The sequence below is a fragment of the Pseudomonas acericola (SeqCode) genome, from assembly GCF_053456465.1.
The window spans coordinates 168,391-194,022 of record NZ_JBRFJB010000006.1 but is presented as its reverse complement, the minus strand read 5'-3'; the positions used below and the strand labels follow the sequence as shown (position 1 = coordinate 194,022).

Below are 25,632 nucleotides of genomic sequence, written 5' to 3'. Positions count from 1 at the left end.
GCGTAGAGCAAAGGTTGGGCCACTGCGTTGTGGGCCAGTGAAATCAGGGGGTTGAGGTGTGTTGCAGCGCGTTGCTGTAGCAGGGTTGGTACAGGCAACGTGACACTTTGTGCCATAAACGGTACAGCCTGTGACCGGCGGGTCGGCCCGGGATTGCATTGGTCGGATGGCTGGGGGATGCTGGGCGTTCTCACGCAGGGAGAATAATAAGAAATGCACAACGATCATTTCAGCCGCCATGCCCAGCAAGTGTTAACGGTCACCCGTGGCCAAGAGCGCTCCCAAGGCCCCGCCAGCGATCCCTCCATCGCCCGCTCCTGGTTGCGTTGCCTGGAGGACTACCATCTCGACCCTGCGCAGACCCTCGCGCCCACGGTGCTTGAGCACGGTCGCTTGCTGGAAAGCCGTGAGCGCCTGCAACAAGTGCTGCACATCGCCGGCAGCGAGATGAACAGCTTGCACCAGCAGCTCTCAGGCGCCGGTCATGCGGTGCTGCTCACGGATGCGCGCGGCGTGATCCTCAACTGCGTCACCGCGCCGTCCGAGCGCAAGATTTTCGAGCGCGCCGGGCTGTGGCTCGGCGCGGATTGGAGCGAAGCCTGCGAGGGCACCAATGGCATCGGCACCTGCCTGGTGGAGCGGCAGTCCCTGACGATTCATCGCGATGAACACTTTCGTGGCCGGCATACCGGGCTGACCTGCTCGGCGAGCCCGGTCTTCGACCCTCACGGTGACTTGCTCGCGGTACTGGATGTGTCTTCGGCGCGCGAAGCGGTATCGCGCCAGAGCCAGTTTCACACCATGGCGCTGGTGAATCTGTCAGCGAAGATGATCGAGAGTTGTTACTTCCTGCGTCATTTTGAAAACCATTGGTTGTTGCGGTTTCACTTGCAGGCGGAGTCGGTCGGGTTGTTCAGCGAGGGGCTGCTGGCATTCGACGGCGACGGGCGGATTTGTGCGGTCAACCAGAGCGCGTTGAACCTGCTGGGGCAGGCCCGCGCCGGCTTGCTGGGGCGCACGGTGGATACATTTTTCGACTGTTCCCTGGACCAATTGCTTGGCCGCGCCAGCGCCAATGCCACCGCCAGTTGGCCGCTGCGTACCCGTGATGGCCGGCACTTGTTCGCGGCGTTGCGTGGCCAGTCGCGCAGCCCTTTGGCGCCTGTGGTCAAGCCCGCACCTGCGCGTCTGCCGGGGATCTGCCTGGGCGATCCGGCCCTGCAAAACGATTTTCGCAAGGCGCTGCGGGTATTCGAACGCGATGTCCCCTTGCTGATCAATGGCGAAACCGGCTCCGGCAAGGAGGCCTTCGCCAAGGCTGTGCATCACGCCAGCCTGCGTGAGGGCAAAGCGTTTGTTGCACTCAACTGTGCGGCTATCCCCGAAAGCCTGATCGAAAGCGAACTGTTCGGCTATCGCGGCGGCAGTTTCACCGGCGCGCTTAAGGATGGCATGCGCGGCAAGCTGCAACAGGCCGACGGCGGCACGCTGTTCCTCGACGAAATCGGTGACATGCCCCTGGCGTTGCAGACGCGTTTGTTGCGGGTGTTGGAAGACCGCCAGGTGGTGCCCATCGGCGGCGAACCTGAGGCGGTGAATGTCAGAATCATCAGTGCCACGCACCGCAATCTGCTGGCACGCGTGCAGGACGGCAGCTTTCGCGAGGACTTGTATTACCGTCTCAATGGCCTGGAAGTGGCGCTGCCGGCGTTGCGCGAGCGCAGCGACAAAGCGCAGTTGCTCGACTTCCTGCTGGCCGAGGAGGCGCGTGGCCAGTCGATCAGCCTTGAGCCCGCGGCGCGGCAAGCGTTGTTGGCCTATGCCTGGCCAGGCAATGTGCGGCAGCTGCGTACGGTCTTGCGCACGTTGGTGGCGTTGTGTGATGACGGGCGAATCGGGCTGGCCGACTTGCCTGCGCTGCTGCACCAGGCCCCGTTGAACAAGGTCAGCGAGTTGCCGCTCGATGATGCCGAACGCCAGACCTTGCTCGCGGCGCTGGAGCGCCAACATTGGCGCATGACGCAAACCGCAGAGCACCTCGGTGTCAGTCGCAATACGTTGTATCGTAAGTTGCGCAAACATGGGATTACCCGTTTTACGCCGACATAACCAAGGGTTGTAGGAGGATGTTCTTTTCAGGGTTCGGCTTAGTTGATTTTTTATTGTTAAGTGGAAAGTTCCACACGCATTGAGTTGGCATGTTCCCACAGGAACTGTTCAGCGCTGGTTGCTCACTCAATTAGGGCAACTGCTCAAGGTGTTTTCATTCAATAAAAATCACTCGGGTGAACACGATGATCATTACAACGCCAACAGTTCCATTTGTTTCCCTGCCACCGGCGACTGTCGATAAACCTGTTGTGCCGACGGTTCCAAGCAGCAGCGATATCCATGAACAGCCTTTGGCTCGCAGCAAGCGCGGCATAAAGGACAAAGGCTTTTTTTCGTGGTTTGGCAGCAAGCCACCGGCGGTGCCTCCTGTCGTTGTGCCAGTCAAGCCGCCTATCGCCCCCAAGCCGGTTGTGCCGCCAATACCCAAGCCGAGGACACCAGGCAAACCGTCTGGCTCTGTACAACCTTCCCCGATCAACCGCTTTCAGAATCTGGGCGATGCGGTTATCCATGCCAACAAAGTCAAAAAAAATGACGCGTTGCTGTTAGCCGATCTGGCCAAGCAATCGCCGAAAATGAGCGTTGCCGAGGCTGCCAAGCGGCTTATCGACGCCGATAGCCTGGTCAAGGCTGGCGTCATTTCTTCGGCCCCCAAAGCCGGCCAGGTTGCGCGGGACGCCTTTATCAGCGCTGGCATTACCGGCATGGTCAGCGCACCGATCAACGTCGGGGCCTATGCCGGCTCCGTGGCCACCGGGGAGGCGATCAAGGCGAATTACGCACCGGGCGTGTTGCCACCACCGTTTTTACCGACCGCTACCAGTCAGCCCAAGAGCGTGACGCCTGCGGTGCAATCCGAAACGGCCCTTGGCCCGCAACTGGATGATGCAGAGACCCAGCTATTAGGGATGGCCTCTACGGTGATGTTTATTCTTGGGAATACTCAGAGTGTGTTCACCAAAAACGACAGTTGGCCGAAAGATGACGCGGGGCGTCTCAGCAACCTGGAGAAGTTGCTTGATGTATCAGAGCAGCAGCTAAAAAAGGCCACTCGCCAGAACGGGATTATCTTCAAACCTTATAAGCCGGGCACCACGGTGCCTGCCGATGCCAAGGCACGCCTGGAGGTGATTGAAAAACGCTTCGAACGGATGGCCGAGTCGTATGAGAAGGTGCGTGTCATCGCCGCAATCAAGCAGAGTGAAAACGAAGAGCAGGCACTTGCCAGGGCTTGAAACGCCGGTTGCCGGGCGAAGTGCGGGTTGCACTTCGCTTGGCCGCTGGCCGCATAAAGAGTGCCATTTCCCCCTCCCTGCGCTAACCTGCCTCGATGTTTACGAGGTCGACTATGCACATTCATATTCTTGGTATTTGCGGCACTTTCATGGGTTCGATGGCGGTCCTTGCCAAGGAACTGGGCCATCACGTTACTGGCTCCGACGCCAACGTTTACCCACCCATGAGCACGCAACTGCAAGCTCAAGGCATTGAGCTGACCCAGGGTTACGACCCGGCGCAATTCGACCCGGTCCCGGACCTGGTAGTGATCGGCAACGCCATGGTGCGTGGCAACCCGGCGGTCGAATACGTCCTCAATAAAGGTTTGCCATATGTCTCCGGCCCACAGTGGCTGGCGGACCATGTGCTGCAAGGCCGCTGGGTACTGGCTGTCGCGGGCACCCACGGCAAGACCACCACCAGCAGCATGCTCGCCTGGGTGCTGGAACATGCTGGCATGAGCCCGGGTTTCCTGATTGGCGGTGTGCCGCAGAACTTCTCGGTGTCGGCGCGCCTGGGCGATACGCCGTTCTTCGTGATTGAAGCGGATGAATACGACAGCGCCTTCTTCGACAAGCGCTCCAAGTTCGTGCACTACCGCCCACGCACGGCGATCCTGAACAACCTTGAGTTCGATCACGCGGACATCTTCCCGGATCTGGCGGCCATCGAGCGGCAGTTCCACCATTTGGTGCGCACCATTCCGAGCGAAGGCCTGGTGATCCACCCAACCACCGAACCGGCCTTGCAGCGTGTGATCGACATGGGCTGCTGGACCCCGGTGCAAACCACCGGCGTGGGCGGCCAATGGCAGGTCAAGTTGCTCAGCGAAGACGGCTCCCGCTTTGAAGTGCTGTTTGAAGGCGAGGCCCAAGGCACCGTCGATTGGGACATGACCGGCCAGCACAACGTGGCCAATGCCCTGGTGACCTTGGCCGCCGCACGTCATGTGGGCGTGGTGCCATCCATGGGCATCGCTGCATTGAGCGCGTTCAAGAGCGTGAAACGCCGCATGGAAAAAGTCGCCGACGTGAATGGGATTACCATCTACGACGACTTTGCCCACCACCCGACGGCGATTGCGACCACGCTGGACGGCCTGCGCAAACGCGTGGGCGACGCGCCGATCATTGCGATTGTCGAGCCGCGTTCCAACTCCATGAAACTCGGCGCGCACCGCGATGGCCTGCCGGAAAGCGTCAACGACGCCGACCAGGTGGTCTGGTACGCGCCGGCCAACCTGGGCTGGGACCTGCCGGCGATTGCCGGGCTGTGCACCGTGCCATCAACGGTCTGCGATTCCATCGAGGGCATCATTGAACACGTCAAGCAACTCGCCAAGCCCGGCACCCATGTGGTGGTGATGAGCAACGGCGGCTTCGGCGGCCTGCACGGCAAACTCGCCGAGGCGCTGAAGTGAGCGGCCCGGAACGCGTGACCCTGGCGATGACCGGCGCTTCCGGCGCGCCCTATGGCCTGCGCTTGCTGGATTGCCTGGTGCGCGAAGACCGCGAGGTGCACTTCCTGATTTCCAAGGCCGCGCAGTTGGTGATGGCTACCGAGACCGACGTCGCCCTGCCGCCCAAGGTGCAGATGATGCAGGCGTTCCTTACCGAATACACCGGCGCGGCGGCGGGCCAGATCAAGGTCTACGGCAAGGAAGACTGGATGTCACCGGTGGCTTCCGGCTCCGGCGCACCGGCAGCAATGGTGGTGGTGCCGTGTTCCACCGGCACCTTGTCGGCGATTGCCACGGGCGCGTGCAACAACCTGATCGAGCGCGCGGCGGATGTGACCTTGAAGGAGCGCCGCCAGTTGATCCTGGTGCCGCGTGAAGCGCCGTACTCAAGCATTCACCTGGAGCACATGCTCAAGTTGTCGAACATGGGCGTGACCATCTTGCCGGCGTCGCCGGGTTTCTATCACCAGCCGCAGACCATCGATGATTTGGTGGATTTTGTGGTGGCGCGCATCCTGAACCTGCTGAATATTCCCCAGGACATGCTGCCGCGTTGGGGTGAGCACCATTTGAGCAGCGATGAATAAGGCGCTGCTGCTGGTACTGGTGCTGCAACTGACCGGCTGCGCCACTGCGCGCACGCTGGATGCGGCGCAACCTGGCGCGCCGGTGGTGTATGCCGGTACGCGGTTGGATTTGTATGCAATGAATGGCGGCTGCTGCGCCAAGGACCGGTTTGGGGCTGAGGCGCCGAGTTATCCGGGGGTGGACCTGCCGGCGAGTGCGTTGCTCGATACCTTGTTGTTGCCGTTGTCGGTGTTGACGGTGTTGGGGGTGGGATTTAACGCCACAGGCGGACTTTAAGATAAGTAGGTGCCTGTGCTGGCCTCTTCGCGGGCAAGCCCGCTCCCACATTTGAACTGTGTGAACCCGATCCAGTGTGGGAGCGGGCTTGCCCGCGAAGAGGCCGGCCCAGGCACCGCAAAATCACTTGCCTAGCTTGCGCAGCTCATCGGACTCCACCACCCGCACCCCATCCTGCTCTTCCAGCGCCAGGCGCCACATGGCCCGGGCCAGTTCGCAGACCTCGATGCCGCGGTATTTGCCCGGAATCAGCTTCGACAGTGGCCCGGCCAGTTGCTCGGCCAGACGCGGTTCCAGGCGCTCGCCCAGCAACAGCGACGGCCGCACGATGGTCAGTTGCGGCCAGCCCTGGGCTTTGAGCGCTTGTTCCATTTCGCCTTTGACACGGTTGTAGAAGATCGACGATTTCGGGTCGGCGCCAATCGCGCTGATCACGATCAGGTGCCGTGCGCCCATCTCCCGCGCGCGCTTGGCGAAGGCCACCACCATGTCCAGGTCGACCGCGCGGAACGCTGCTTCCGATCCGGCCTGCTTGATGGTGGTGCCCAGGCAGCAGAAGGCGATATCCACGCGGCCGCTCAGTTGCGGCAGGAACACCGCCGGGTCACCTACCGGGTTCTCCAGGTGCGGATGTTCGGCCAGTGGCTTGCGGCTGGGCGCCAGCACGCGGGTTACGGTGGGTTCGTTGAGCAGGCGGTCAAGCAGATGCTCGCCGGTGAGGCCGGAGGCTCCGGCGAGCAAGATATGCTGAGGCGTCAGGTACATGGTGTTTCCCCCTTGTTACACGTTACAGCTTAGTTGCCTTTGGCTTCCTTGCTATTCATTGAGACGCTTTCGAGCGCCTTTCGTGCCTGCTGCTTGCGTAAAAGTTGCCAGTGGGCGAGCACCCCTTTCGGGGCCCAGATCTGCGGTTCGGAGGCTTCGAAGTTATCGGCCTGCTCCCGTTCGGTTACGTGCAGTTGCGCCAGCTTGAAGGCTTGTTGCAGGTCGTCGGTCTGGTTGAAGGCTTGGGCGAAGAGGGCGTCGCCGAAGTAGGTGAAGTCGGCCTCTTCGGAGCAGCCGAAGGACACGCGGTCGGCGCGCGAGGCAGTCATGATCAGGGTGCGCTCGTCTTTCAGCGCCGGGATGAATCCCCCGGAATAACAGGCGGAAATCACGATGATCTTGTCGCGGTCTTTCAGCGGTGCGAGCACGGCGGCCAACTCATCAGCCGGCAGGTCGGCCAGCTCCATGCGCGGTTGGTCCAGTACCAGCTCATGCTCGTGGGTGCCGTGGCTGGTCAGGTAAATGAATACCAGGTCTTCCGGCCCTGTGCGTTCGGCCAAGGTCAGCACGGCGCGGCGCAGGCTTTCGCGGGTGGCCAGGGGGCGGTCGGCGATGTGGTCGCGGTGGTTGACCAGGCGGATCTGCCCGCGCGCGCCGAAACGGGTGGCGAGCATGTTGCTGACGTAGTCGGCCTCGCGCAGGAACACGCTTTGTTTGCCATCACCGGCCAGCACCAGGCTGTACAGCTCGACGGCGGGGGTCGAGGCGGGCACGGCAGCGAGGGCGGCATCGAGCAAGTGGCCTTGGGCCAATACGCCGGTTTCCAGCGGGTCGGGCAGCAGCTTGCCGTCGGCGTCGCGTACGCGCATGCCGTTGACCCAGGTGCCGGCCTGTACGGTGCCATCGGTGAGGACGAGGGTGCCACGGCCCTGGTAGCTGTCGCTGTCGAAACCGCCGATATAGAAGCTGCCATCGGTGAGGTTCAGGCGCCCTTCACCGGTAAAGCGCCAATCGCTGATCTGGCCAACATAGTGGCTGCCGTCCACGCCGATCAACTCGCCTTTGCCGCTCAGTGCGCCTTCCTTGAACTGGCCGATCCACACGTCGCCGTCGGCGTTTTCATAGCGGCCTTTGCCGTTGAGCTGGTTCTGTTTGAACTGGCCGACATAGATGTCGCCGTCGGCGCTGTTGAAGGTGCCGTTGCCTTCGAGCTGGCCATCGACGAAGTGGCCGCTGAACTGGTTGCCGCTGTCGTCGTTGCGCTGGCCTTCGCCATTCGGCTTGCCGTGGGCGAACTGGCCCTGGTATTGGCTGCCGTCCGCCAGTTCCAGGCGACCGAGGCCGGAATACTGGTCGGCATTGAATTCGCCGCGATAGGTCATCTGCCCCTCTTTGAGGGTGCCTTCGCCGTTGCGTCGGCCGCGCTTGAAGCCGCCGACGTAGCTGCTGCCCGGCGTGGTCAGGCTGCCCTGGCCATCGAACAGGCCTTGCTGGAACTCGCCTTTATAGATTTCGCCGTTGCTGCCATGCCATTCGCCCTGGCCGTGCCACTGGCCCTTGTCGAACTGGCCGGCGTACCAACTGCCGTTGGGGTAGTCCACACGGCCTTGGCCTTGCAGCAAGCCATTGACCACATCACCCCGGTAGCGGCCGCCATCGGGCAGGCGCGCATCGGGCGGCAACAGCGATTCGCCGTCTCCGCAAGCGGTGAGCAACAGGGCAAGGGCAAGGGGAGCAAGTGGGCGCATAGCGGGATCCGGGTAATTGAGCGCCGAGTATGCCGCAGCCGCGAGGTTCATACATAAATTTACATACCCTGTGGTGAGTTTCAGTGCCTCACCACAGGGCCGGGCTTACACGAAGCAGAGTGACAGCGACTCGGCGATGTAGGCGGGTTTTTCCTGGCCTTCGATTTCCAGGGTAGCGGTGGCCTTGAACAGCCATTGCCCGGGTTTTTTCTCGGTGACGTCGGTCAGTGTCACGTTCAGGCGCACCTTGGAGTTGACCTTGACCGGCTGGATAAACCGCACGCTGTCCAGGCCGTAGTTGACGGCCATCTTCAGGCCCTCAGGCATGATCAGGATGTCTTCCATCAACTTGGGCATCAGCGACAACGACAGGAAGCCGTGGGCAATCGTGCTGCCAAACGGGGTTTGCGCGGCCTTGACCGGATCGACGTGGATGAACTGATGATCGCCAGTGGCCTCGGCGAACAGGTTGATCCGCGCCTGGTCGATGGTGAGCCATTCGGAACGTCCCAGTTCCTTGCCGACATAATCTTTGAGCTGCGCTACAGGTACATAGGGCATTGCGTCTCTCCTTGGTTCATCGGTTTTTATAGGTGTGCGAAATCCATCTTAGATCATCATGGGCAACAGGCTCGGTCAACCCACCATGCTTTTGGCGAATGCCGAAGCATAGGGCTGGCGTGCTTATAATGCGGGCGAGTTTTGACGGGGGGAGAACGGATGCTGTTACGCGGACTGACATGGCTGGTGCTGTTCCAATTGATCGGCACGGCGCTCAACCATTTGCTGCTGCCGATATTGCCGGGGCCGATCATCGGCTTGCTGCTGATGCTCGGTTTTCTGATCTGGAATGGCGAGGTCGGCGAGCCCCTGAGCCTGGCGGCCAGCAGCCTGTTGCGCTACCTGCCATTGCTGCTGGTGCCACCCGCCGTCGGGGTGATGGTGTACGCCAAGGACATCGCGGCGGACTTCTGGGCCATCGTCGGTGCGCTGGTGCTGTCGCTGGTGATTGCCATGGGCTTTGTCGGCGTGTTGATGCAGCAGATGGTCAAGCGCAAGGAGAAGGACCAATGATCTTCGACTGGCACGGCGCGTGGACCGCGGTGATTCATCACCCCTTGTTCGGCATCGGCATCACCCTGGGCGCCTATCAGTTGGTGCTGGCTGGTTTCGAGAAAACCCGCTGGATTTTCCTACAGCCAGTGCTGGTGTCGATGCTGCTGGTGATCGGCGTCTTGCTCACCTGCGGCTTGAGCTACGCCGAGTACCGCAAGAGCACGGAGATCATGGGCATCCTCCTGGGCCCTGCGACCGTCGCGTTGGCGGTGCCGCTTTATTTGAACCTGCGGCGCATTCGCCAATTGTTCTGGCCGATTTTTACTACGCTGGTGATAGGCGGGGTGTTGGCCACCGGTCTGTGTGTGCTGCTGGGGTGGTGGTTTGGCGCCGAACACATGATGCTGATGACCATGGCGCCCAAGTCGGTGACGTCGCCAATCGCCATGCTGGTGGCCGAACAGATCGGTGGCGTGGCAGCCTTGGCGGCGGTGTTTGTGCTGATCACCGGGGTGATCGGCGCGATGATCGGCCCGGCTTACCTGTCGCGCCTCGGCGTGCACAGCCCCGAAGCGCGCGGCATGGCGCTGGGCATGACGGCCCACGCCGTCGGTACTTCGGTGGCGTTGCAGGAAAGCGAAGAGTGCGGCGCCTTTGCGGCACTGGCCATGAGTCTGATGGGCGTGGCCACGGCAGTGTTCCTGCCGCTGGCTGTGTCGGTGATCGTTTAAACCGGGGTTAAGGAAACCTTTATGAGTCTGGCGCTGTTTCCGCTCAATACCGTGCTGTTCCCTGGCTGCACCCTCGACCTGCAACTGTTCGAGGCGCGCTACCTGGACATGATCAGCCGCTGCATGAAGAAGGGCGAAAGCTTTGGCGTGGTGTGCATCCTCGACGGCAGCGAGGTGGGCATGGCCCCGGATGGCTACGCACTGATCGGTTGTGAAGCGCTGATCCGCGACTTCAAGCAGCAGGACAATGGCCTGTTGGGCATTCGCGTCGAAGGCGGGCGCCGTTTCCGTGTGCGCGACGCCGGGGTGCAGAAGGACAATTTGCTCGTAGCCGACGTGCAATGGCTGGAAGAGCTGCCAGATCAGGCGCTGGAAGAAGAGGACGCCGACCTGCTGGCGTTGCTCCAGGCCCTGGCCGAGCACCCGATGGTGGCCTCGCTGGACATGGGCACCCAGGCCGAGGGCCAGCAATCCTTGGGCAACCAGCTCGCCTACTTGTTGCCCTTTACCGAGGCCGACAAGATCGACCTGCTGCAACTCGACGATCCGCAGCAGCGGCTGGATGCGATCCAGATGCTGCTCGACGAGTTGCAGGGTGAACTCTTCACTTAATAGGCGTAGCGCAGCAGGGCGTGGGACGTGCCGGTGAGGGCGATGAAGCTCAGCACCGCAACGATTGCCGGCAGCAGCAACCACCAGGTTTTTTGCGGCATGGCCGGCAGTGGGCTGCGGTACTGGCTGAGGGTCAGGCTGAACGCGCAAACCGCCATCGCCAGCAGGGTGCCGGCCAAGATGTCAGTCGGCCAGTGCGCCCCCAGGTACACCCGCGACAAGGCAATGAACGCCGCCGGAATGCAGCCCAGTAGCAGCCAAGTCATACGCAGGCGTGTCGGTTGCCCCAGGCCGGCCAGCACGGCCAGCGCCAGGAAAAACGCGAACGAGCCGGACGCATGCCCGCTGGGCATACTGAAACTGGTCAGCGGGTCTGTAAGAATTTCCGGGCGGCCACGGGCGAAAAACAGCTTGGTACCGGTGTTGATCACGGCGGCGCCGGCCAGCGTGGCGCCGACAAATACCGCCTGGCGCCATTGTCGCGCCAGCAACAACAGGCCTGTGAACACGGCGCTGGCGACGAACATCTTCTTGAACTCGCCCAGTTGGGTGATGCGCACCATCACTTCGTCCAGCCACGGGCTGCGATGTTCTTGCACCAAGGCGATCAGGCCATGGTCGAAGTTATCCAGATGGTGATAGCCGATAAACAGTGCGATCAACAAAGTCAGGCTCGCGCAACCGATCCACAACGTGGCGCGGCGATGGCCGCGCAGGCTGCTGTTCAAGCTCAAGCCCAGCAACACGGCGATAGCGGCTGTGACCACTCCGGCCTCCGGCCAGAAGCCTTCCGGCAACGGCAGGCGGAACGCCGCGCCGGTCGCCCAGCCGGGCAGCAGATAGGCCACCGACCAGCCGGCGCCCGCCAGCAGGCTCACGGCGGCGAAGCGCGGGAACGGCATGTCGCACATACCCGCGACCATTGGCAACATGGGGCGCAAAGGGCCGATGAAACGTCCGACCAGCAGGCTGGCAATGCCGTACTTGTGGAAGTAGGTTTCGGCGCCGTTCATCCATTCTGGATGGTGGCGCAGGCCGGGCAGGCGGCGGATGTTCTGGTGGAAGTGTCGGCCGAGGAAGTAGGAAATCCCATCGCCGAGTAAACCGCCGAGAAAGCCCAGCAACAGGGTTTCACTTAACGACAGGGCGCCGCTGCCGGCCAGTGCGGCAATCGCAAACAGCAACACCGTGCCCGGCACGATCAGTCCCGCGATGGCCAGGCATTCCACGCACGCGACGATAAACACCGCCACCGCGAGCCATTCGGGGTTGAGGGTCAGCCAGCCGGTGATGCTATCGAGCCATTGGCCCATACAAATCCACTCCATCTATGCAATACAGAACCTGAAACAGTGAAGATCAATGGTGGGAGCTGGCTTGCCTGCGATGGCGTGAGCCACCGCTATCGCAGGCAAGCCAGCTCCCACAGGGGATCAGCTGTGTTGCAGGTCTCAATGTTCAAATCAAAAAATAGTCGCGGCCTTCGACCTGGCCCCGCCGCAGCGGGTTCCGTGTGCAATAAGGCGCGTAGCCAGCATCGACGAAGCGATACATCAAATGTTCATCTCGCCCGCTGGGGATACCCAAACGAGTGGTCTGGATGATGTTTGTTGGCACCTGGCCCACGTCTTCAACAAAGAGCCGCTGCGGGTCGAAGCGCTTGGCATCCCACATCGGCACCTTCAATCCCAGCGCCTTGCACAGCAACGTCTGGCCAGCGCAGAGCTTTTGCGACGGGCGAGGGTGGCCGTTGGCGCCCGGGTTGTTCAACAGCATCTGCGCCAGGCTGGCCGGGCCGGACAGTTCATCGACCCACGGATAAGCCGATTTGATCAGCACGGCATTGCCCGGGCCCTGGGCGCTGAAGTTCAGCGAATCACCGCCACGGGCGTAGTACATGTAGATATGCCCACCGTCCAGAAACAAAGCCTTACGCTTTTCTGTGTAGCCGAGTGAAGCGTGGCTGCCTTTTTCCGCCACGTAATAGGCTTCGGTTTCGATAATTCGCGCCGAAAGCCAGATATCGCCGACGCGATGGCGTATGACTTTTCCGAGCAGATCTCGCGCAAGAATCTGTGCGTCACGGTCGAAGAAGCCGTCGGGCAGGGCGCTGGCGGGGTGTTGGGGCGAAACGCTGGGCATGGTGGCCTGGGGTTAATACGGCTAAATGTGACCGAATAATAACAACTCCCACCTTAATTACCGCTGAACCCCAGGTTTTTACAGTTCATTTCGACCATCCGCCCCACACCGCTGTCAGTCGAGCGGCGTCACAGCTATAATCTGCCGCTTTCCTCCCTGCCAAGACTCCCTGACCATGACTGAGTCCGTTCTTGACTACATGACCCGCCTGGGTCGCGCTGCCCGTCAGGCCTCGCGGTTGATCGCCCGTGCGAGCACTGCGCAGAAGAATCGCGCCCTGCTGGCGGCCGCCGACGCTCTGGATGCTTCGCGCTCCGAGCTCACCGCCGCCAACGAGCTGGACCTGGCCAACGGCCGCGCCAATGGCCTGGAGCCGGCGCTGCTGGACCGCCTGGCGCTGACCCCGGCACGTATCGACGACATGATCGAAGGCCTGCGTCAGGTGGCCAAGCTGCCTGACCCCATCGGTGAAATCCGCGACATGCGCTACCTGCCGTCCGGTATCCAGGTCGGCAAGATGCGCGTGCCCCTGGGCGTGATCGGCATCATTTATGAGTCGCGTCCGAACGTGACCATCGACGCCGCGAGCCTGTGCCTCAAGTCGGGTAACGCCACCATCCTGCGTGGCGGTTCCGAAGCCATCAATTCCAATCGCGCCATTGCGACCTGCATCCAGCAAGGCCTGGCCGTGGCTGAGTTGCCAGCCGAAGTGGTGCAAGTGGTGGAAACCACCGACCGCGCCGCCGTTGGCGCGCTGATCACCATGCCGGAATTCGTCGACGTGATCGTGCCGCGCGGTGGCAAGAGCCTGATCGAACGCGTCAGCCGCGACGCCAAGGTGCCGGTAATCAAGCACCTGGACGGCGTGTGCCACGTGTACATCGACATCGCTGCCGACATCGACAAGGCGATTCGCATCGCCGACAACGCCAAGACCCACCGCTACGCGCCGTGCAACACCATGGAAACCCTGCTGGTGCACGTCGGCATTGCCGAGCGCGTGCTGCCGCCGCTGGCTGCCATTTATCGCGACAAAGGTGTGGAACTGCGCGGTTGCGAGCGTACCCGTGCGCTGCTGGGCGCGGACGTGATCGAAGCCACCGAGCTGGATTGGTACACCGAATATACGGCGCCAATCCTGTCGATCAAGATCGTCGATGACCTGGATGAGGCCATCGAACACATCAACAAGTACGGCTCCAAGCACACCGACGCCATTGTCTCCGAGCATTTCAGCGATGCGCGGCGTTTCCTCAACGAAGTGGATTCCGCTTCGGTGATGATCAACGCTTCGACGCGGTTTGCCGACGGCTTCGAGTATGGCCTCGGGGCGGAAATCGGTATTTCCACCGACAAGCTGCACGCCCGCGGCCCGGTTGGCCTGGAAGGCCTGACCAGTGAGAAGTACGTGGTGTTCGGCGACGGTCATGTGCGCACTTGATGGGTAAACGCATCGGGCTGCTCGGCGGTACCTTCGACCCCGTGCACATTGGCCATTTGCGCAGTGCCCTGGAAGTCGCAGATGCCCTCGCGCTGGATGAATTGCGCGTGATGCCCAACGCCCGGCCGCCCCATCGCGATACGCCGCAAGTGTCGCCACGGCAGCGCCTGGAAATGGTGCGCCTGGCGGTAGAAGGCATTGCCCCCCTGGTGGTGGACGACCGCGAGCTCAAGCGCGATAAACCGTCCTACACTGTTGACACCCTGGAGCTGATGCGCGCCGAGTTGGCCGCTGATGACCAGTTGTTTCTGCTTTTGGGCTGGGACGCATTTTGCGGCCTGCCCTCTTGGCATCGCTGGGAGGAACTCCTCCAGCACTGCCACATCCTGGTTTTGCAACGCCCGGATGCCGACAGCGAACCGCCGGATGCCTTGCGCAACCTGCTGGCCGCGCGGTCGGTAAGTGACCCCTTGGCCCTGACCGGGCCGAACGGGAATATTGCATTCGTCTGGCAGACCCCGCTTGCGGTGTCCGCCACCCAGATCCGTCAACTGCTGGCCAGCGGTAAGTCGGTACGTTTCCTGGTGCCTGACGCGGTCCTGGCCTACATCGATGCGCACGGGCTTTACCGTGCGTCGAACTGAAAAGGCGCGCTTGAACGTACGAACATTCGTACAGCGAGCGCCCGAACATACGAGCAAAACGAGTTTTATATGACGAACAAAGACGTAAGCAAAGTTAAGCGCAAAGGCACCTTCAAAAGCGCGCCGCTGCCAGTTGAAGCCCACGTTGGCCCGGAACTGGCTGGCGAAGAGCTGGTAAAAGTCGCCGTGGCGGCCCTGGAAGACGTCAAGGCCCAGGACATCCAGGTGCTGGACGTACGTGACAAGCAAAGCATCACCGACTTCATGATCATCGCTACCGGTACCTCGAACCGTCAGATCGGCGCGATGCTGGATAAAGTCCGTGAAGCCGTCAAAGCCCAAGGCGTGAAGCCGCTGGGTGAAGAAGGCAAGGGCGACAGCGACTGGGTGCTGCTGGACATGGACGACGTGATCGTTCACATGATGACCTCCAACGCCCGCCAGTTCTACGACCTGGAGCGTCTGTGGAAAGGTGCCGAGCAGAGCCGTGCGGCTGATGGCAAGCACCACAGCCCGGAAGTGGGCCACGCGCACTTCGACAAGCTCAACAAAGACCAGGAATAAGGAACGGCTGTGCGCCTGCGTCTGATTGCTGTCGGTTCACGCATGCCCAAGTGGGTGGAAGAAGGCTGGCACGAGTATGCCAAGCGTCTGCCCGCTGAGCTGTCGCTGGAACTGGTAGAGATACCGCTCAACACCCGGGGCAAGAATGCCGACGTGGCACGCTTTATCCGTCAGGAAGGCGAAGCCATGTTGGCCAAGGTCGGCCCCAACGAGCGCATCGTCACTCTGGAAGTGCACGGCAAACCCTGGAGCACCGAGCAGTTGGCGGTGGAACTGGATCGCTGGCGCCTGGATTCGCGCACGGTCAACTTCATGGTCGGCGGCCCCGAAGGGCTGGCGCCGGAAGTCTGTGCGCGGGCCGACCAGCGCTGGTCGCTGTCGGCGCTCACGTTGCCGCACCCGTTGGTAAGGATTCTGATCGGTGAACAGCTGTATCGCGCCTGGACAGTCCTGTCCGGGCACCCTTACCACAAATAGTCTGCGCCCCTCCCGATGACCCAGCCGATCCGCATCAAGGACCACGAGAAAGACGCACGTCTGGTACGCGCGCGGGTCGTGTTCGGCGCTTTTCTGGTGGTGGGGTTGATCGGGGTGTTGATCGCTCGTCTGTATTTCCTACAGGTGATCCAGTACGACTATCACTCCACATTGTCGGAAAACAACCGGGTGCATGTGCAGCCGATTCCGCCGACCCGTGGCCTGATTTTCGACCGCAATGGTGTAGTGGTTGCGGACAACCGGCCCAGCTTCAGCCTGAGCATGACCCGCGAACGTTCCGGCGACTGGCAGCAGATCCTCGATGTGATCGTCGAGGTGTTGCAGTTGACCCCGGAAGATCGGGTGATCTTCGAAAAGCGCATGAAGCAGGGGCGTCGGCCATTTGAGCCGGTGCCGATCCTGTTTGAGCTGACCGAAGAGCAGATCGCGCGGATCGCCGTGAACCAGTTCCGTTTGCCGGGTGTGGAAGTGGTGGCGCAGTTGGTGCGGCATTACCCGCAAGGGCCGCACTTTGCCCACTCCGTCGGCTATATGGGGCGGATCAACGAGAAAGAGCTGAAGACCCTTGATCCGGTGAACTACAGCGGCACCCACCATATCGGCAAAACGGGCGTGGAGCGTTTCTACGAGCCCGAGTTGCATGGCCAGGTGGGTTACGAAGAGGTCGAGACCAACGCCCGTGGCCGTGTGCTGCGGGTGCTCAAGCGCACCGACCCGGTGCCGGGCAAGGACATCGTGCTGAGCCTGGACATCAAATTGCAGGAAGCTGCCGAGATGGCCCTGGGCGGGCGCCGTGGCGCCGTCGTGGCACTGGACCCGAGCACGGGCGAAGTGCTGGCGATGGTCAGCCAGCCGAGTTTCGACCCTAACCTGTTCGTCACGGGCATCAGCTTCAAGGCCTACGCCGAGTTGCGCGATTCCATCGACCGGCCGCTGTTCAACCGCGTGCTGCGTGGCCTGTATCCGCCGGGCTCGACGATCAAGCCGGCGGTGGCGATTGCCGGGTTGGACGCGGGCGTGGTCACGGCCTCCAGCCGGGTGTATGACCCGGGCTACTACATGCTGCCCAACTACGATCACAAATACCGTAACTGGAACCGCACCGGTGACGGCTATGTCGATTTGGACACCGCGATCATGCGCTCCAACGACACCTATTTTTACGACCTGGCCCACAAGCTGGGGATCGACCGCTTGTCTGCCTACATGGGCAAGTTCGGCCTCGGTCAGAAAGTCTCCCTCGACATGTTCGAAGAATCCCCGGGCTTGATGCCGTCGCGGGAGTGGAAGCGCGCGACCCGTCGCCAGGCGTGGTTCCCGGGTGAAACCCTGATCCTCGGGATCGGCCAGGGCTACATGCAGGCGACGCCTTTGCAGTTGGCCCAGGCCACGGCGCTGGTGGCCAACAAGGGCATCTGGAACCGTCCGCACCTGGCCAAGACCATCGAAGGCGAAAAGCCGGTGGATGACAACCCGATCCCCGACATCGTGCTGCGCGACCCGTCGGACTGGACCAAGGTCAACCACGGCATGCAGCAAGTGATGCACGGCGCCCGAGGCACCGCGCGCAAGGCGGCGATTGGCGCGCAGTACCGCATTGCCGGCAAGAGCGGTACCGCCCAGGTGGTGGCGATCAAGCAGGGCGAGAAATACGACCGCACCAAGGTTCAGGAACGCCACCGTGACCACGCCTTGTTTGTCGGCTTTGCGCCGGCGGATGACCCGAAAATCGTGGTGGCGGTGATGGTCGAGAACGGCGAGTCCGGCTCCGGCGTCGCGGCCCCGGTGGTGCGCCAGATCATGGACGCCTGGCTGTTGGCCGACGACGGCCGACTCAAGTCCGAATATGGCGGCCCCCCTTCAAGCACCGAGGTTACGGCCAGTGAAGAGTAATTTTGACCGCATCCTCTCCAGCGAGGATGTGATGCGTCGCCGTGCGACGCTGCTGCAACGCATGCACATCGACGGTCCGCTGCTGATCCTGCTGCTGACCCTGGCGGCCGGTAGCCTGTTCGTCCTCTATTCCGCCAGCGGCAAGAACTGGGACCTGCTGATCAAGCAGGCTTCGTCGTTTGGCCTGGGCCTGTTGTCGATGGTGGTGATCGCCCAACTGGAACCGCGTTTCATGGCGCGCTGGGTGCCCCTCGGCTACGTCGCCGGCGTGTTGTTGCTGGTGGTGGTGGACGTGATGGGCCACAACGCCATGGGCGCGACCCGCTGGATCAACATTCCGGGGGTGATCCGCTTCCAGCCGTCGGAATTCATGAAGATCCTGATGCCGGCGACCATCGCCTGGTACCTGTCCAAGCGCACCTTGCCGCCACAGCTCAAGCATGTGGGCGTGAGCCTGATCCTGATCGGCATACCGTTCATCCTGATCGTGCGCCAACCGGATCTCGGCACGTCGTTGCTGATCCTCGCGGGCGGCGCGTTCGTGCTGTTCATGGGCGGCTTGCGCTGGCGTTGGATCCTCAGCGTGCTCGCCGCCGCCGTGCCGGTGGCTGTGGCCATGTGGTTCTTCTTTATGCACGACTACCAGAAGCAGCGGATCCTCACGTTCCTCGACCCGGAAAGCGACCCGCTGGGCACCGGCTGGAACATTATCCAGTCGAAAGCCGCCATCGGTTCCGGCGGTGTATTTGGCAAGGGCTGGCTGCTGGGCACCCAGTCGCACCTGGACTTCCTGCCCGAGAGCCACACCGACTTCATTATTGCGGTGATGGGCGAAGAGTTCGGCCTGGTGGGCATTTGCGCGCTGTTGCTGATTTATCTGTTGTTGATTGGTCGCGGGCTGGTGATCACCGCCCAGGCGCAGACGCTGTTCGGCAAATTGCTCGCCGGCGCCTTGACCATGACTTTTTTTGTTTACGTTTTCGTCAACATCGGTATGGTCAGTGGCCTGCTGCCGGTGGTTGGGGTGCCGTTGCCATTCATTAGCTACGGCGGAACTTCGCTGGTGACATTGCTGTCAGCGTTTGGGGTTTTGATGTCGATTCATACGCATCGCAAATGGATCGCACAGGTTTGAATAAGGTGAAGATGTCAATGCAAGTAATGCGCGGCTGGGCGACTCGGCACGCGTCCTGGATGGGTCTGATTGGCCTGCTGGGCGCAACGCAAGAGGCGCGGGCCGGTGACTACGATGGTTCACCCCAGGTCGCCGAATTTGTCGGTGAAATGACCCGCGACTACGGTTTCGCCGGTGAACAGCTGATGGGCGTGTTCCGCGAGGCGCAGAAAAAGCAGGCGATCCTCGACGCCATCTCCCGCCCGGCTGAACGGGTTAAGCAATGGAAGGAATATCGCCCGATGTTCCTCACCGACGCCCGCGTGGCGCGCGGCGTGGATTTCTGGCGCCAGCACGAGGCCGTACTGGCCCGCGCCGAGCAGGAATACGGGGTGCCGGCCCAGGTCATCGTCGCGATCATTGGCATTGAAACCTTTTACGGGCGCAATACCGGCAGTTACCGGGTGATCGACGCCTTGTCGACCCTGGGCTTCGATTACCCGCCGCGCGCCGAGTTCTTCCGCAAGGAGCTGCGCGAATTCCTCTTGCTGGCCCGCGAAGAGCAGGTCGACCCGTTGACCCTCAAGGGTTCCTACGCCGGTGCGATGGGCTTGCCGCAGTTCATGCCGAGCAGCTTCCGCGCCTACGCGGTGGACTTTGACGGCGACGGCCATATCAATATCTGGAGCAACCCTGACGACGCCATCGGCAGTGTGGCCAGCTACTTCAAGCGCCACGGCTGGGTTGCGGGCGAATCGGTGGTGATCCGCGCCGATGTGGCCGGGGATCGCGCCGATGAAGGTCTCACCCAGGGCATCGAACCGGTCAAGACGGTCGGGGAGTTGCGGGCGCTGGGGTGGTCGAGTCAGAATGCGCCACGCGATGACATGCCGGTGACGGCGTTCCGTCTCGAAGGCGAAAACGGCCCTGAATACTGGATGGGCCTGAAGAATTTCTACGCAATTACGCGTTATAACCGCAGTGTGATGTACGCCATGGCCGTGCATCAGCTGTCAGATATGCTGGTCCAAGCACGGGGCAACAAGTAATGCGGGTATCGCCGATCAAAAAACCGCTCAAGCTGGTGGCGTTTGCCGCGTTGTCCTTGTTGGTAGTCAGTTGCTCCACCAGCCGTGGTCCGGCGCAGAAGTCCGGGGGGGCGGTGGTCCGTTCCCAGCCGGGCCTGGACATCAACCGTGCGCACAAAGATGGCGCGCCGTGGTGGGATGTCGATGTGTCGAAGATCCCGGATGCCACGCCGACCCTGCACACCGGGCCGTACAAGGCCAACCCGTATACCGTGCTGGGCAAGAATTACTTCCCGCTGCAAGAATCCAAGACCTACGTGCAATCGGGCACGGCGTCCTGGTACGGCACCAAATTCCACGGCCAGAACACCGCCAACGGCGAAGTGTATGACCTGTACGGCATGAGCGCGGCGCACAAGACCCTGCCGCTGCCCAGCTACGTACGGGTGACCAACCTGGACAACAATCGCACGGTGATCCTGCGGGTCAATGACCGTGGGCCGTTCTATTCCGATCGCATCATCGACTTGTCCTACGCTGCCGCCAAGAAACTCGGCTACGCCGAAACCGGTACGGCGCGGGTGAAGGTCGAAGGTATCGACCCGGCGCAATACTGGGCCCAGCGCGGCAAACCGGCACCGTTGATGCTCAACGAGCCGACCAGCCAGCAGCCGCAGGTGAACGCGTCGGCCGGCAAGATCGAACAGTGGACGCCGCCGCCGCAGCAGCATGCACCGGATACCGTCGTGGTGCCGCGCGCCGCGCCGGGCGCCTCGATGGCGGGCGGGCAATACCTGCAGGTCGGCGCTTTCGCCAACCCGGATGCGGCAGAGCTGCTAAGGTCGAAACTCAGCGGCATGGTCAGCGCGCCGGTCTTTATCAGCTCCATCGTGCGTAACCAGCAGACCCTGCACCGTGTACGCATGGGGCCGATCGGCACGCCGGGTGAAGTCGCACAAGTGCAGAACAGCGTGCGCATGGCCAACCTGGGGCAACCCAGCGTGGTCACCGCCGAATAACAAAAGATTGAAGGTCCGGGCCCGAATGTGGGCCTGAACCCTGGTTGTTGGCTCGTTGAACAATAAAACCCAGGGGCAAGGGGTGAGCGGGCAACCGAACACGCGACAGTCTGGCAACGGCCTGTCTGAATAAGTTTTGCCCGCGAGGGCAAGTTTCCATAAGCAATTTCGAGAGACGGATGAACATCACCTCCTTAGCCAAACGCACGTGCCTGCTCCTTTCGCTGATCATCACCCCGGCCGCCTGGGCGGTTGAAATGGTGCCGGCTTCCCCGCAACTGGCCGCCAAGGCCTGGGTCCTCATGGATGCCGCCAGCGGCAACGTGCTGGTCGAGAGCAATGGTGACCAGCGTCTGCCTCCAGCCAGCTTGACCAAGCTGATGACCGCCTACATCGCGACCCTGGAAATCCGTCGCGGCCAGATCGGCGAAAACGATCCAGTGACCGTCAGCGAAAACGCCTGGCGCACCGGCGGTTCGCGGATGTTCATCAAGGTCGGTTCGCAAGTGACCGTGAGCGACCTGCTGCACGGCATCATCATCCAGTCCGGCAACGACGCCAGCGTGGCGCTGTCCGAGCACATCGCCGGCAGCGAAGACGCCTTCGCCGACATGATGAACAAAACCGTCGCTGACCTGGGCATGACCAACAGCCACTTCATGAACCCGACCGGCCTGCCAAACCCTGAGCACTATTCGTCGGCTCACGACATGGCAATCCTGGCGCGCGCGATCATCCGTGTCGACCCAGTGCACTACGCGATCTACTCCCAGAAAGAATTCTTCTGGAACAACATCAAGCAGCCTAACCGCAACCTGTTGCTGTGGCGTGACAAGACCGTCGATGGCCTGAAAACCGGCCACACCGACGAAGCCGGCTACTGCATGGTGTCGTCCGCCGTACGTGATGGCCAACGCCTGATCGCCGTGGTCTTCGGCACCAACAGCGAGCAGGCCCGTGCGGCCGAGACGCAAAAACTGCTGACCTACGGTTTCCGCTTCTTCGAAACCCAGACCTTCTACCAGAAGGGTGCTGAGCTGGCGACCGCGCCGGTGTGGAAAGGCGCGACCTCGCAAGTCAAGGCCGGCCTGGCTGAAGACCTGACCCTGACCATGCCTAAAGGCCAGCTGAAAAAGCTCGCTGCCAGCATGACCATGAACCCGCAATTGGTTGCACCGATTGCCAAGGGTGACGTTATCGGCAAGGTCGAAGTGAAACTGGACGACAAGGTGGTGCACAGCGCCGACCTGATCGCGCTGGACGCCGTCGACGAAGGTGGTATCTTCCGCCGCGTGTGGGATAGCATCCGTCTATTCTTCTACAGCTTGTTCAACTGATAAGTGTGCACCTGCACAGCCCCGCGTTGATCCGACGCGGGGCTTTGCCCGTCGCCACGGCTTACGCTTACGAGGCCGTTACGCCATGACCGATACCGAAGTAAAGGCGCCAAAGATCGAATTCCCAGTGACGGATTATCCCGTCAAAGTGATCAGCGATACCGGCGTGGGCAACAAAGACAAAATCATCGATATCGTGCGCAAACACGCGACGATCAACGATAACCGGGTGGACGAGCGTTCGAGCACCAACGGTAAATACACCACGATCCAGTTGCACATCGTTGCGACCGGTCAAGACCAGCTCTACGACATCAACAGCGAACTGCGGGCCACCGGCTTCGTGCACATGGTGCTGTGATGTCAGGCGTCCTGGGCTTTCGCGAGCTCGGCCAGATGGCCTACGAGCCGGTTTGGCATGCCATGCAGCGGTTCACCAACGAGCGCGGTACTTCGGCCCCGGACGAGATCTGGCTGGTGGAGCACCCGCCGGTGTTCACCCAGGGCCAGGCCGGCAAGGCTGAGCATCTGCTGTTGCCGGGGGATATTCCGGTGGTGCAGGTCGACCGAGGTGGCCAAGTGACTTACCATGGCCCGGGACAACTTGTCGCATACCTGTTGCTGGATGTGCGCAAGCTGGGGTTTGGCGTACGTGACTTGGTCAGCCGCATGGAGACATGCCTGATCGAGCTGCTGGCCAGCTACGGCGTGACCGCCGCGGCCAAGCCCGATGCGCCTGGCGTGTACGTGGATGGCGCGAAAATCGCCTCCCTGGGCCTGCGCATTCGCCACGGTTGTTCCTTTCACGGCCTGGCCCTGAACGTGGACATGGACCTGGCGCCGTTTCGTCGGATCAACCCGTGCGGCTATGCCGGGCTGGCGATGACCCAACTGAGCGACCACGCCACACCGATTAAATTTGCCGAGGTTAGTGCCCGGCTGCGTGCGCAGCTCGTCAAACACCTCGACTATGCTGAGCAGACGACCCTTACGGGCGGAATCGACTGATTATGACTACTGATGCAGTGCAAACCATGATCCCGACGGTGGACGTTACTGACCGTCCGGCCCCGGCCCCGCGTGCCAAGGTGGAAGCCGGCGTCAAGCTGCGCGGCGCCGAGAAGGTTGCACGCATCCCGGTGAAGATCATTCCGACCACCGAACTGCCGAAGAAACCTGACTGGATCCGCGTGCGCATCCCGGTTTCGCCGGAAGTCGACCGTATCAAGGCCCTGCTGCGCAAGCACAAGCTGCACAGCGTGTGCGAAGAAGCTTCCTGCCCGAACCTGGGTGAATGCTTCTCCGGCGGCACCGCCACCTTCATGATCATGGGTGACATCTGCACCCGTCGTTGCCCGTTCTGCGACGTGGGCCACGGCCGACCGAAGCCACTGGACGTCAACGAACCGGAAAGCCTGGCCATCGCCATCGCCGACCTGCGCCTCAAGTACGTGGTGATCACCTCGGTAGACCGCGACGACCTGCGTGACGGCGGTGCCCAGCACTTTGCCAACTGCATCCGCGAGATCCGCAAGCTGTCGCCGAACGTGATGCTCGAAACCCTGGTGCCGGATTACCGTGGCCGCATGGACGTCGCGCTGGAAATCACCGCCGCCGAGCCGCCAGATGTGTTCAACCACAACCTGGAAACCGTGCCACGCCTGTACAAGGCCGCGCGTCCGGGTTCGGACTACCAGTGGTCGCTGACCCTGCTGCAGAAATTCAAGCAGATGATGCCGCACATCCCGACCAAATCCGGCCTGATGCTGGGCCTGGGCGAGACCGACGAAGAAGTCATCGAAGTCATGAAGCGCATGCGCGAACACGACATCGACATGCTGACCCTGGGCCAGTACCTGCAACCGTCCCGCAGCCACTTGCCGGTGCAGCGTTTCGTGCACCCGGACACCTTCGCCTGGTTCGCCGAAGAAGGTTACAAGATGGGCTTCAAGAACGTCGCGTCGGGCCCGCTGGTGCGTTCGTCGTACCACGCTGACGAGCAGGCCAAGCTGGTCAAGGCGAGCCTGGTTTCGTAAATACCGCTGCTCGAATCTGGGAGCGGACTTATGTGGGAGCTGGCTTGCCTGCGATAGCATCACCTCGGTGCGACTGATGCACCGAGGTGCCTGCATCGCAGGCAAGCCAGCTCCCACATTTCGTTTTGCGTTAGTTAGGGAGAGATGTGCATGAGCATTGCCGTACCTGCATTGCGCCCCGAAGGCACCATCGGCCTGATTGCCCCTGCTGGCCCGGCCACCCTGGATGTGGAAAAAGCCGGCCAATGGATGCGTGCTCGCGGCTACGACCTGCGAATCTTCCCCGGTGTCTACGAACGCGACGGCTACCTCGCCGGCAGCGACGACACTCGCCTCAACGATCTCCACGCCGCTTTTGCCGACCCTGACATCGACGCCATCTTCTGCCTGCGCGGCGGCTACGGCACACCGCGCCTGCTCGATCGCTTGGATTTTGACCTGCTACGGCACAACCCCAAGCCGTTCGTCGGCTACAGCGACCTCACCGCCGTGCATCTGGCTATCAGCCGCTACGCCGGTTTTGTGACCTTCCACGGGCCGATGTTCAATATCGACCTGTTGGGTGGCAAACAACAACCCACCGAGTCCGCGCTGTTCAGCATGCTGCGCGGCGATCTCGGCGCCGGCAGCGTGCTGGCGCACCCGGTGGCCTACCCGTTGACCACGATTGCCCCAGGCATCGCTTGTGGGCGCTTGCTGGGCGGCAACCTGTCGATGATCGCGGCGGTGATGGGCACGCCTTTTGAGATTGATGCCGAGGGCATCATCCTGCTGATCGAAGACGTCAACGAACCGATCTACCGCATCGACCGCCTGCTCACGCATCTGCGCCTGGCGGGCAAGCTGGCGCAGGTTGCCGGCGTGCTGGTGGGGGATGTGGCGGGGGTGGACAAGGCTGCGTTGGAGCGCTTGCTCAAGCAGACCTTCGAGCCGTTGTGCATTCCGGTGCTGGCGGGGTGGCGCAGTGGGCATTGTGATCCGAACCTGACACTGCCGATGGGCGCGTTGGTGCGGTTGGATGCGGGGGAGCAGTGTTTGGTGCTGGAGCAGGATGTGGTCTTTAAATAGTCGGTGCCTGTGATGCTGTCATCGCAGGCAAGCCAGCTCCCACATTTAACCGTGTACATCCTTTGGAATGCGGTCAAATGTGGGAGCTGGCTTGCCTGCGATAGCGGCAGTAGCCATCAGCAGATCTAGCGGTTCTGCAAAGATTCCAGCAACTTCACCGTCGGATACCCATCCGCCGGCCACCCCAACGACTGCTGCGCCGCTCGAATCGCCTTGCGTGTAT

27 protein-coding genes are annotated in these 25,632 nt (G+C 61.8%); 21 read left to right on the top strand and 6 right to left on the bottom strand.

Annotated features, from left to right (window positions below):
• Positions 1-213 precede the first annotated feature (213 nt).
• The 5 genes from ACU688_RS22160 to ACU688_RS22140 all read left to right on the top strand — a co-directional run bounded on the left by ACU688_RS22160 (position 214) and on the right by ACU688_RS22140 (position 5,713).
• The gene (locus ACU688_RS22160; protein WP_448186404.1) at positions 214-2,109 is read left to right on the top strand and encodes a sigma-54-dependent Fis family transcriptional regulator; all 1,896 of its coding nucleotides are present in this window, start codon (positions 214-216) and stop codon (positions 2,107-2,109) included.
• Between the two features lie 185 nt (positions 2,110-2,294).
• A complete protein-coding gene (locus tag ACU688_RS22155) occupies positions 2,295-3,347 on the top strand; it encodes a hypothetical protein (RefSeq protein WP_448186403.1) in 1,053 nt (350 codons plus the stop codon).
• A gap of 113 nt (positions 3,348-3,460) precedes the next feature.
• Positions 3,461-4,810: a UDP-N-acetylmuramate:L-alanyl-gamma-D-glutamyl-meso-diaminopimelate ligase gene (gene mpl / locus ACU688_RS22150; RefSeq protein ID WP_448186402.1), complete on the top strand. Its 1,350-nt coding sequence runs from the start codon at positions 3,461-3,463 to the stop codon at positions 4,808-4,810.
• Positions 4,807-5,436 (top strand): flavin prenyltransferase UbiX, encoded by a 630-nt coding sequence (ubiX, locus tag ACU688_RS22145; RefSeq protein WP_017735613.1) that lies wholly within the window; start codon positions 4,807-4,809, stop codon positions 5,434-5,436. The genes mpl and ubiX overlap by 4 nt, the downstream gene beginning before the upstream one ends.
• The gene (locus ACU688_RS22140) at positions 5,429-5,713 is read left to right on the top strand and encodes a YceK/YidQ family lipoprotein (protein ID WP_017735614.1); all 285 of its coding nucleotides are present in this window, start codon (positions 5,429-5,431) and stop codon (positions 5,711-5,713) included. The genes ubiX and ACU688_RS22140 overlap by 8 nt, the downstream gene beginning before the upstream one ends.
• A gap of 123 nt (positions 5,714-5,836) precedes the next feature.
• Here the strand turns inward: ACU688_RS22140 and ACU688_RS22135 are convergent, their stop codons facing one another.
• The 3 genes from ACU688_RS22135 to ACU688_RS22125 form a co-directional block, all read right to left on the bottom strand.
• Entirely contained in the window at positions 5,837-6,478 is a 642-nt protein-coding gene (locus ACU688_RS22135) for an oxidoreductase (protein ID WP_257782165.1), read from the bottom strand.
• 29 nt (positions 6,479-6,507) lie between these two features.
• On the bottom strand, positions 6,508-8,226 hold the full coding sequence (locus tag ACU688_RS22130; protein ID WP_448186401.1) for a C13 family peptidase: 1,719 nt from the start codon (positions 8,224-8,226) through the stop codon (positions 6,508-6,510).
• Between the two features lie 105 nt (positions 8,227-8,331).
• Positions 8,332-8,787, bottom strand: a complete 456-nt coding sequence (locus ACU688_RS22125) for a MaoC family dehydratase (protein WP_003194496.1) — start codon at positions 8,785-8,787, stop codon at positions 8,332-8,334.
• A 159-nt stretch (positions 8,788-8,946) separates the two neighbouring features.
• Between ACU688_RS22125 and ACU688_RS22120 the strand changes: the two genes are divergently transcribed.
• From ACU688_RS22120 to ACU688_RS22110, 3 genes are read left to right on the top strand one after another with little or no spacing between them, the layout of a single operon-like run.
• Positions 8,947-9,300 (top strand): CidA/LrgA family protein, encoded by a 354-nt coding sequence (locus ACU688_RS22120; protein WP_017735618.1) that lies wholly within the window; start codon positions 8,947-8,949, stop codon positions 9,298-9,300.
• Positions 9,297-10,013: an LrgB family protein gene (locus tag ACU688_RS22115; protein ID WP_448186400.1), complete on the top strand. Its 717-nt coding sequence runs from the start codon at positions 9,297-9,299 to the stop codon at positions 10,011-10,013. Before ACU688_RS22120 ends, ACU688_RS22115 begins: the two co-directional genes overlap by 4 nt.
• 21 nt (positions 10,014-10,034) lie before the next feature.
• Positions 10,035-10,625 (top strand): LON peptidase substrate-binding domain-containing protein, encoded by a 591-nt coding sequence (locus ACU688_RS22110; RefSeq protein WP_017735620.1) that lies wholly within the window; start codon positions 10,035-10,037, stop codon positions 10,623-10,625.
• Here ACU688_RS22110 and ACU688_RS22105 read toward each other — a convergent pair.
• Complete coding sequence (locus tag ACU688_RS22105; RefSeq protein WP_448186399.1) at positions 10,622-11,938, bottom strand: bifunctional DedA family/phosphatase PAP2 family protein; 1,317 nt, start codon at positions 11,936-11,938, stop codon at positions 10,622-10,624. The genes ACU688_RS22110 and ACU688_RS22105 overlap by 4 nt on opposite strands.
• A 145-nt stretch (positions 11,939-12,083) precedes the next feature.
• A complete protein-coding gene (locus ACU688_RS22100) occupies positions 12,084-12,767 on the bottom strand; it encodes a DNA-3-methyladenine glycosylase (RefSeq protein ID WP_448186398.1) in 684 nt (227 codons plus the stop codon).
• 175 nt (positions 12,768-12,942) lie between these two features.
• Here ACU688_RS22100 and ACU688_RS22095 point away from each other — a divergent pair, with 175 nt between their 5' ends.
• The 13 genes from ACU688_RS22095 to ACU688_RS22035 all read left to right on the top strand — a co-directional run bounded on the left by ACU688_RS22095 (position 12,943) and on the right by ACU688_RS22035 (position 25,409).
• The gene (locus ACU688_RS22095) at positions 12,943-14,208 is read left to right on the top strand and encodes a glutamate-5-semialdehyde dehydrogenase (protein WP_448186397.1); all 1,266 of its coding nucleotides are present in this window, start codon (positions 12,943-12,945) and stop codon (positions 14,206-14,208) included.
• A complete protein-coding gene (gene nadD / locus ACU688_RS22090; protein WP_017735624.1) occupies positions 14,208-14,852 on the top strand; it encodes a nicotinate-nucleotide adenylyltransferase in 645 nt (214 codons plus the stop codon). The genes ACU688_RS22095 and nadD overlap by 1 nt, the downstream gene beginning before the upstream one ends.
• A 69-nt stretch (positions 14,853-14,921) precedes the next feature.
• Complete coding sequence (gene rsfS / locus ACU688_RS22085) at positions 14,922-15,416, top strand: ribosome silencing factor (RefSeq protein WP_003176298.1); 495 nt, start codon at positions 14,922-14,924, stop codon at positions 15,414-15,416.
• A gap of 9 nt (positions 15,417-15,425) precedes the next feature.
• Entirely contained in the window at positions 15,426-15,893 is a 468-nt protein-coding gene (gene rlmH, locus ACU688_RS22080) for a 23S rRNA (pseudouridine(1915)-N(3))-methyltransferase RlmH (protein WP_003176297.1), read from the top strand.
• A 15-nt stretch (positions 15,894-15,908) separates the two neighbouring features.
• A complete protein-coding gene (mrdA, locus tag ACU688_RS22075; RefSeq protein ID WP_448186396.1) occupies positions 15,909-17,807 on the top strand; it encodes a penicillin-binding protein 2 in 1,899 nt (632 codons plus the stop codon).
• A gap of 31 nt (positions 17,808-17,838) precedes the next feature.
• The gene (rodA, locus tag ACU688_RS22070; protein WP_017735626.1) at positions 17,839-18,942 is read left to right on the top strand and encodes a rod shape-determining protein RodA; all 1,104 of its coding nucleotides are present in this window, start codon (positions 17,839-17,841) and stop codon (positions 18,940-18,942) included.
• A 17-nt stretch (positions 18,943-18,959) separates the two neighbouring features.
• Positions 18,960-19,970, top strand: a complete 1,011-nt coding sequence (gene mltB / locus ACU688_RS22065) for a lytic murein transglycosylase B (RefSeq protein WP_448186395.1) — start codon at positions 18,960-18,962, stop codon at positions 19,968-19,970.
• Positions 19,970-20,968 carry a septal ring lytic transglycosylase RlpA family protein gene (locus ACU688_RS22060; protein WP_448186394.1) on the top strand — a complete coding sequence of 333 codons (999 nt, stop codon included), beginning with the start codon at positions 19,970-19,972 and terminating at the stop codon, positions 20,966-20,968. The genes mltB and ACU688_RS22060 overlap by 1 nt, the downstream gene beginning before the upstream one ends.
• Positions 20,969-21,147: 179 nt before the next feature.
• A complete protein-coding gene (locus ACU688_RS22055) occupies positions 21,148-22,305 on the top strand; it encodes a D-alanyl-D-alanine carboxypeptidase family protein (RefSeq protein WP_124526354.1) in 1,158 nt (385 codons plus the stop codon).
• 85 nt (positions 22,306-22,390) lie between these two features.
• A complete protein-coding gene (locus ACU688_RS22050) occupies positions 22,391-22,666 on the top strand; it encodes a DUF493 domain-containing protein (RefSeq protein ID WP_017735630.1) in 276 nt (91 codons plus the stop codon).
• Entirely contained in the window at positions 22,666-23,313 is a 648-nt protein-coding gene (lipB, locus tag ACU688_RS22045) for a lipoyl(octanoyl) transferase LipB (protein ID WP_017735631.1), read from the top strand. Before ACU688_RS22050 ends, lipB begins: the two co-directional genes overlap by 1 nt.
• A gap of 26 nt (positions 23,314-23,339) precedes the next feature.
• Positions 23,340-24,341 (top strand): lipoyl synthase, encoded by a 1,002-nt coding sequence (gene lipA, locus ACU688_RS22040; protein ID WP_448186449.1) that lies wholly within the window; start codon positions 23,340-23,342, stop codon positions 24,339-24,341.
• A 150-nt stretch (positions 24,342-24,491) separates the two neighbouring features.
• Positions 24,492-25,409: a S66 peptidase family protein gene (locus ACU688_RS22035; protein ID WP_448186393.1), complete on the top strand. Its 918-nt coding sequence runs from the start codon at positions 24,492-24,494 to the stop codon at positions 25,407-25,409.
• 125 nt (positions 25,410-25,534) lie between these two features.
• Here ACU688_RS22035 and ACU688_RS22030 read toward each other — a convergent pair.
• Positions 25,535-25,632, bottom strand: a 98-nt coding sequence (locus ACU688_RS22030; protein WP_448186448.1) for a peptidoglycan-binding domain-containing protein, incomplete at its 5' end; no start/stop codon positions are given.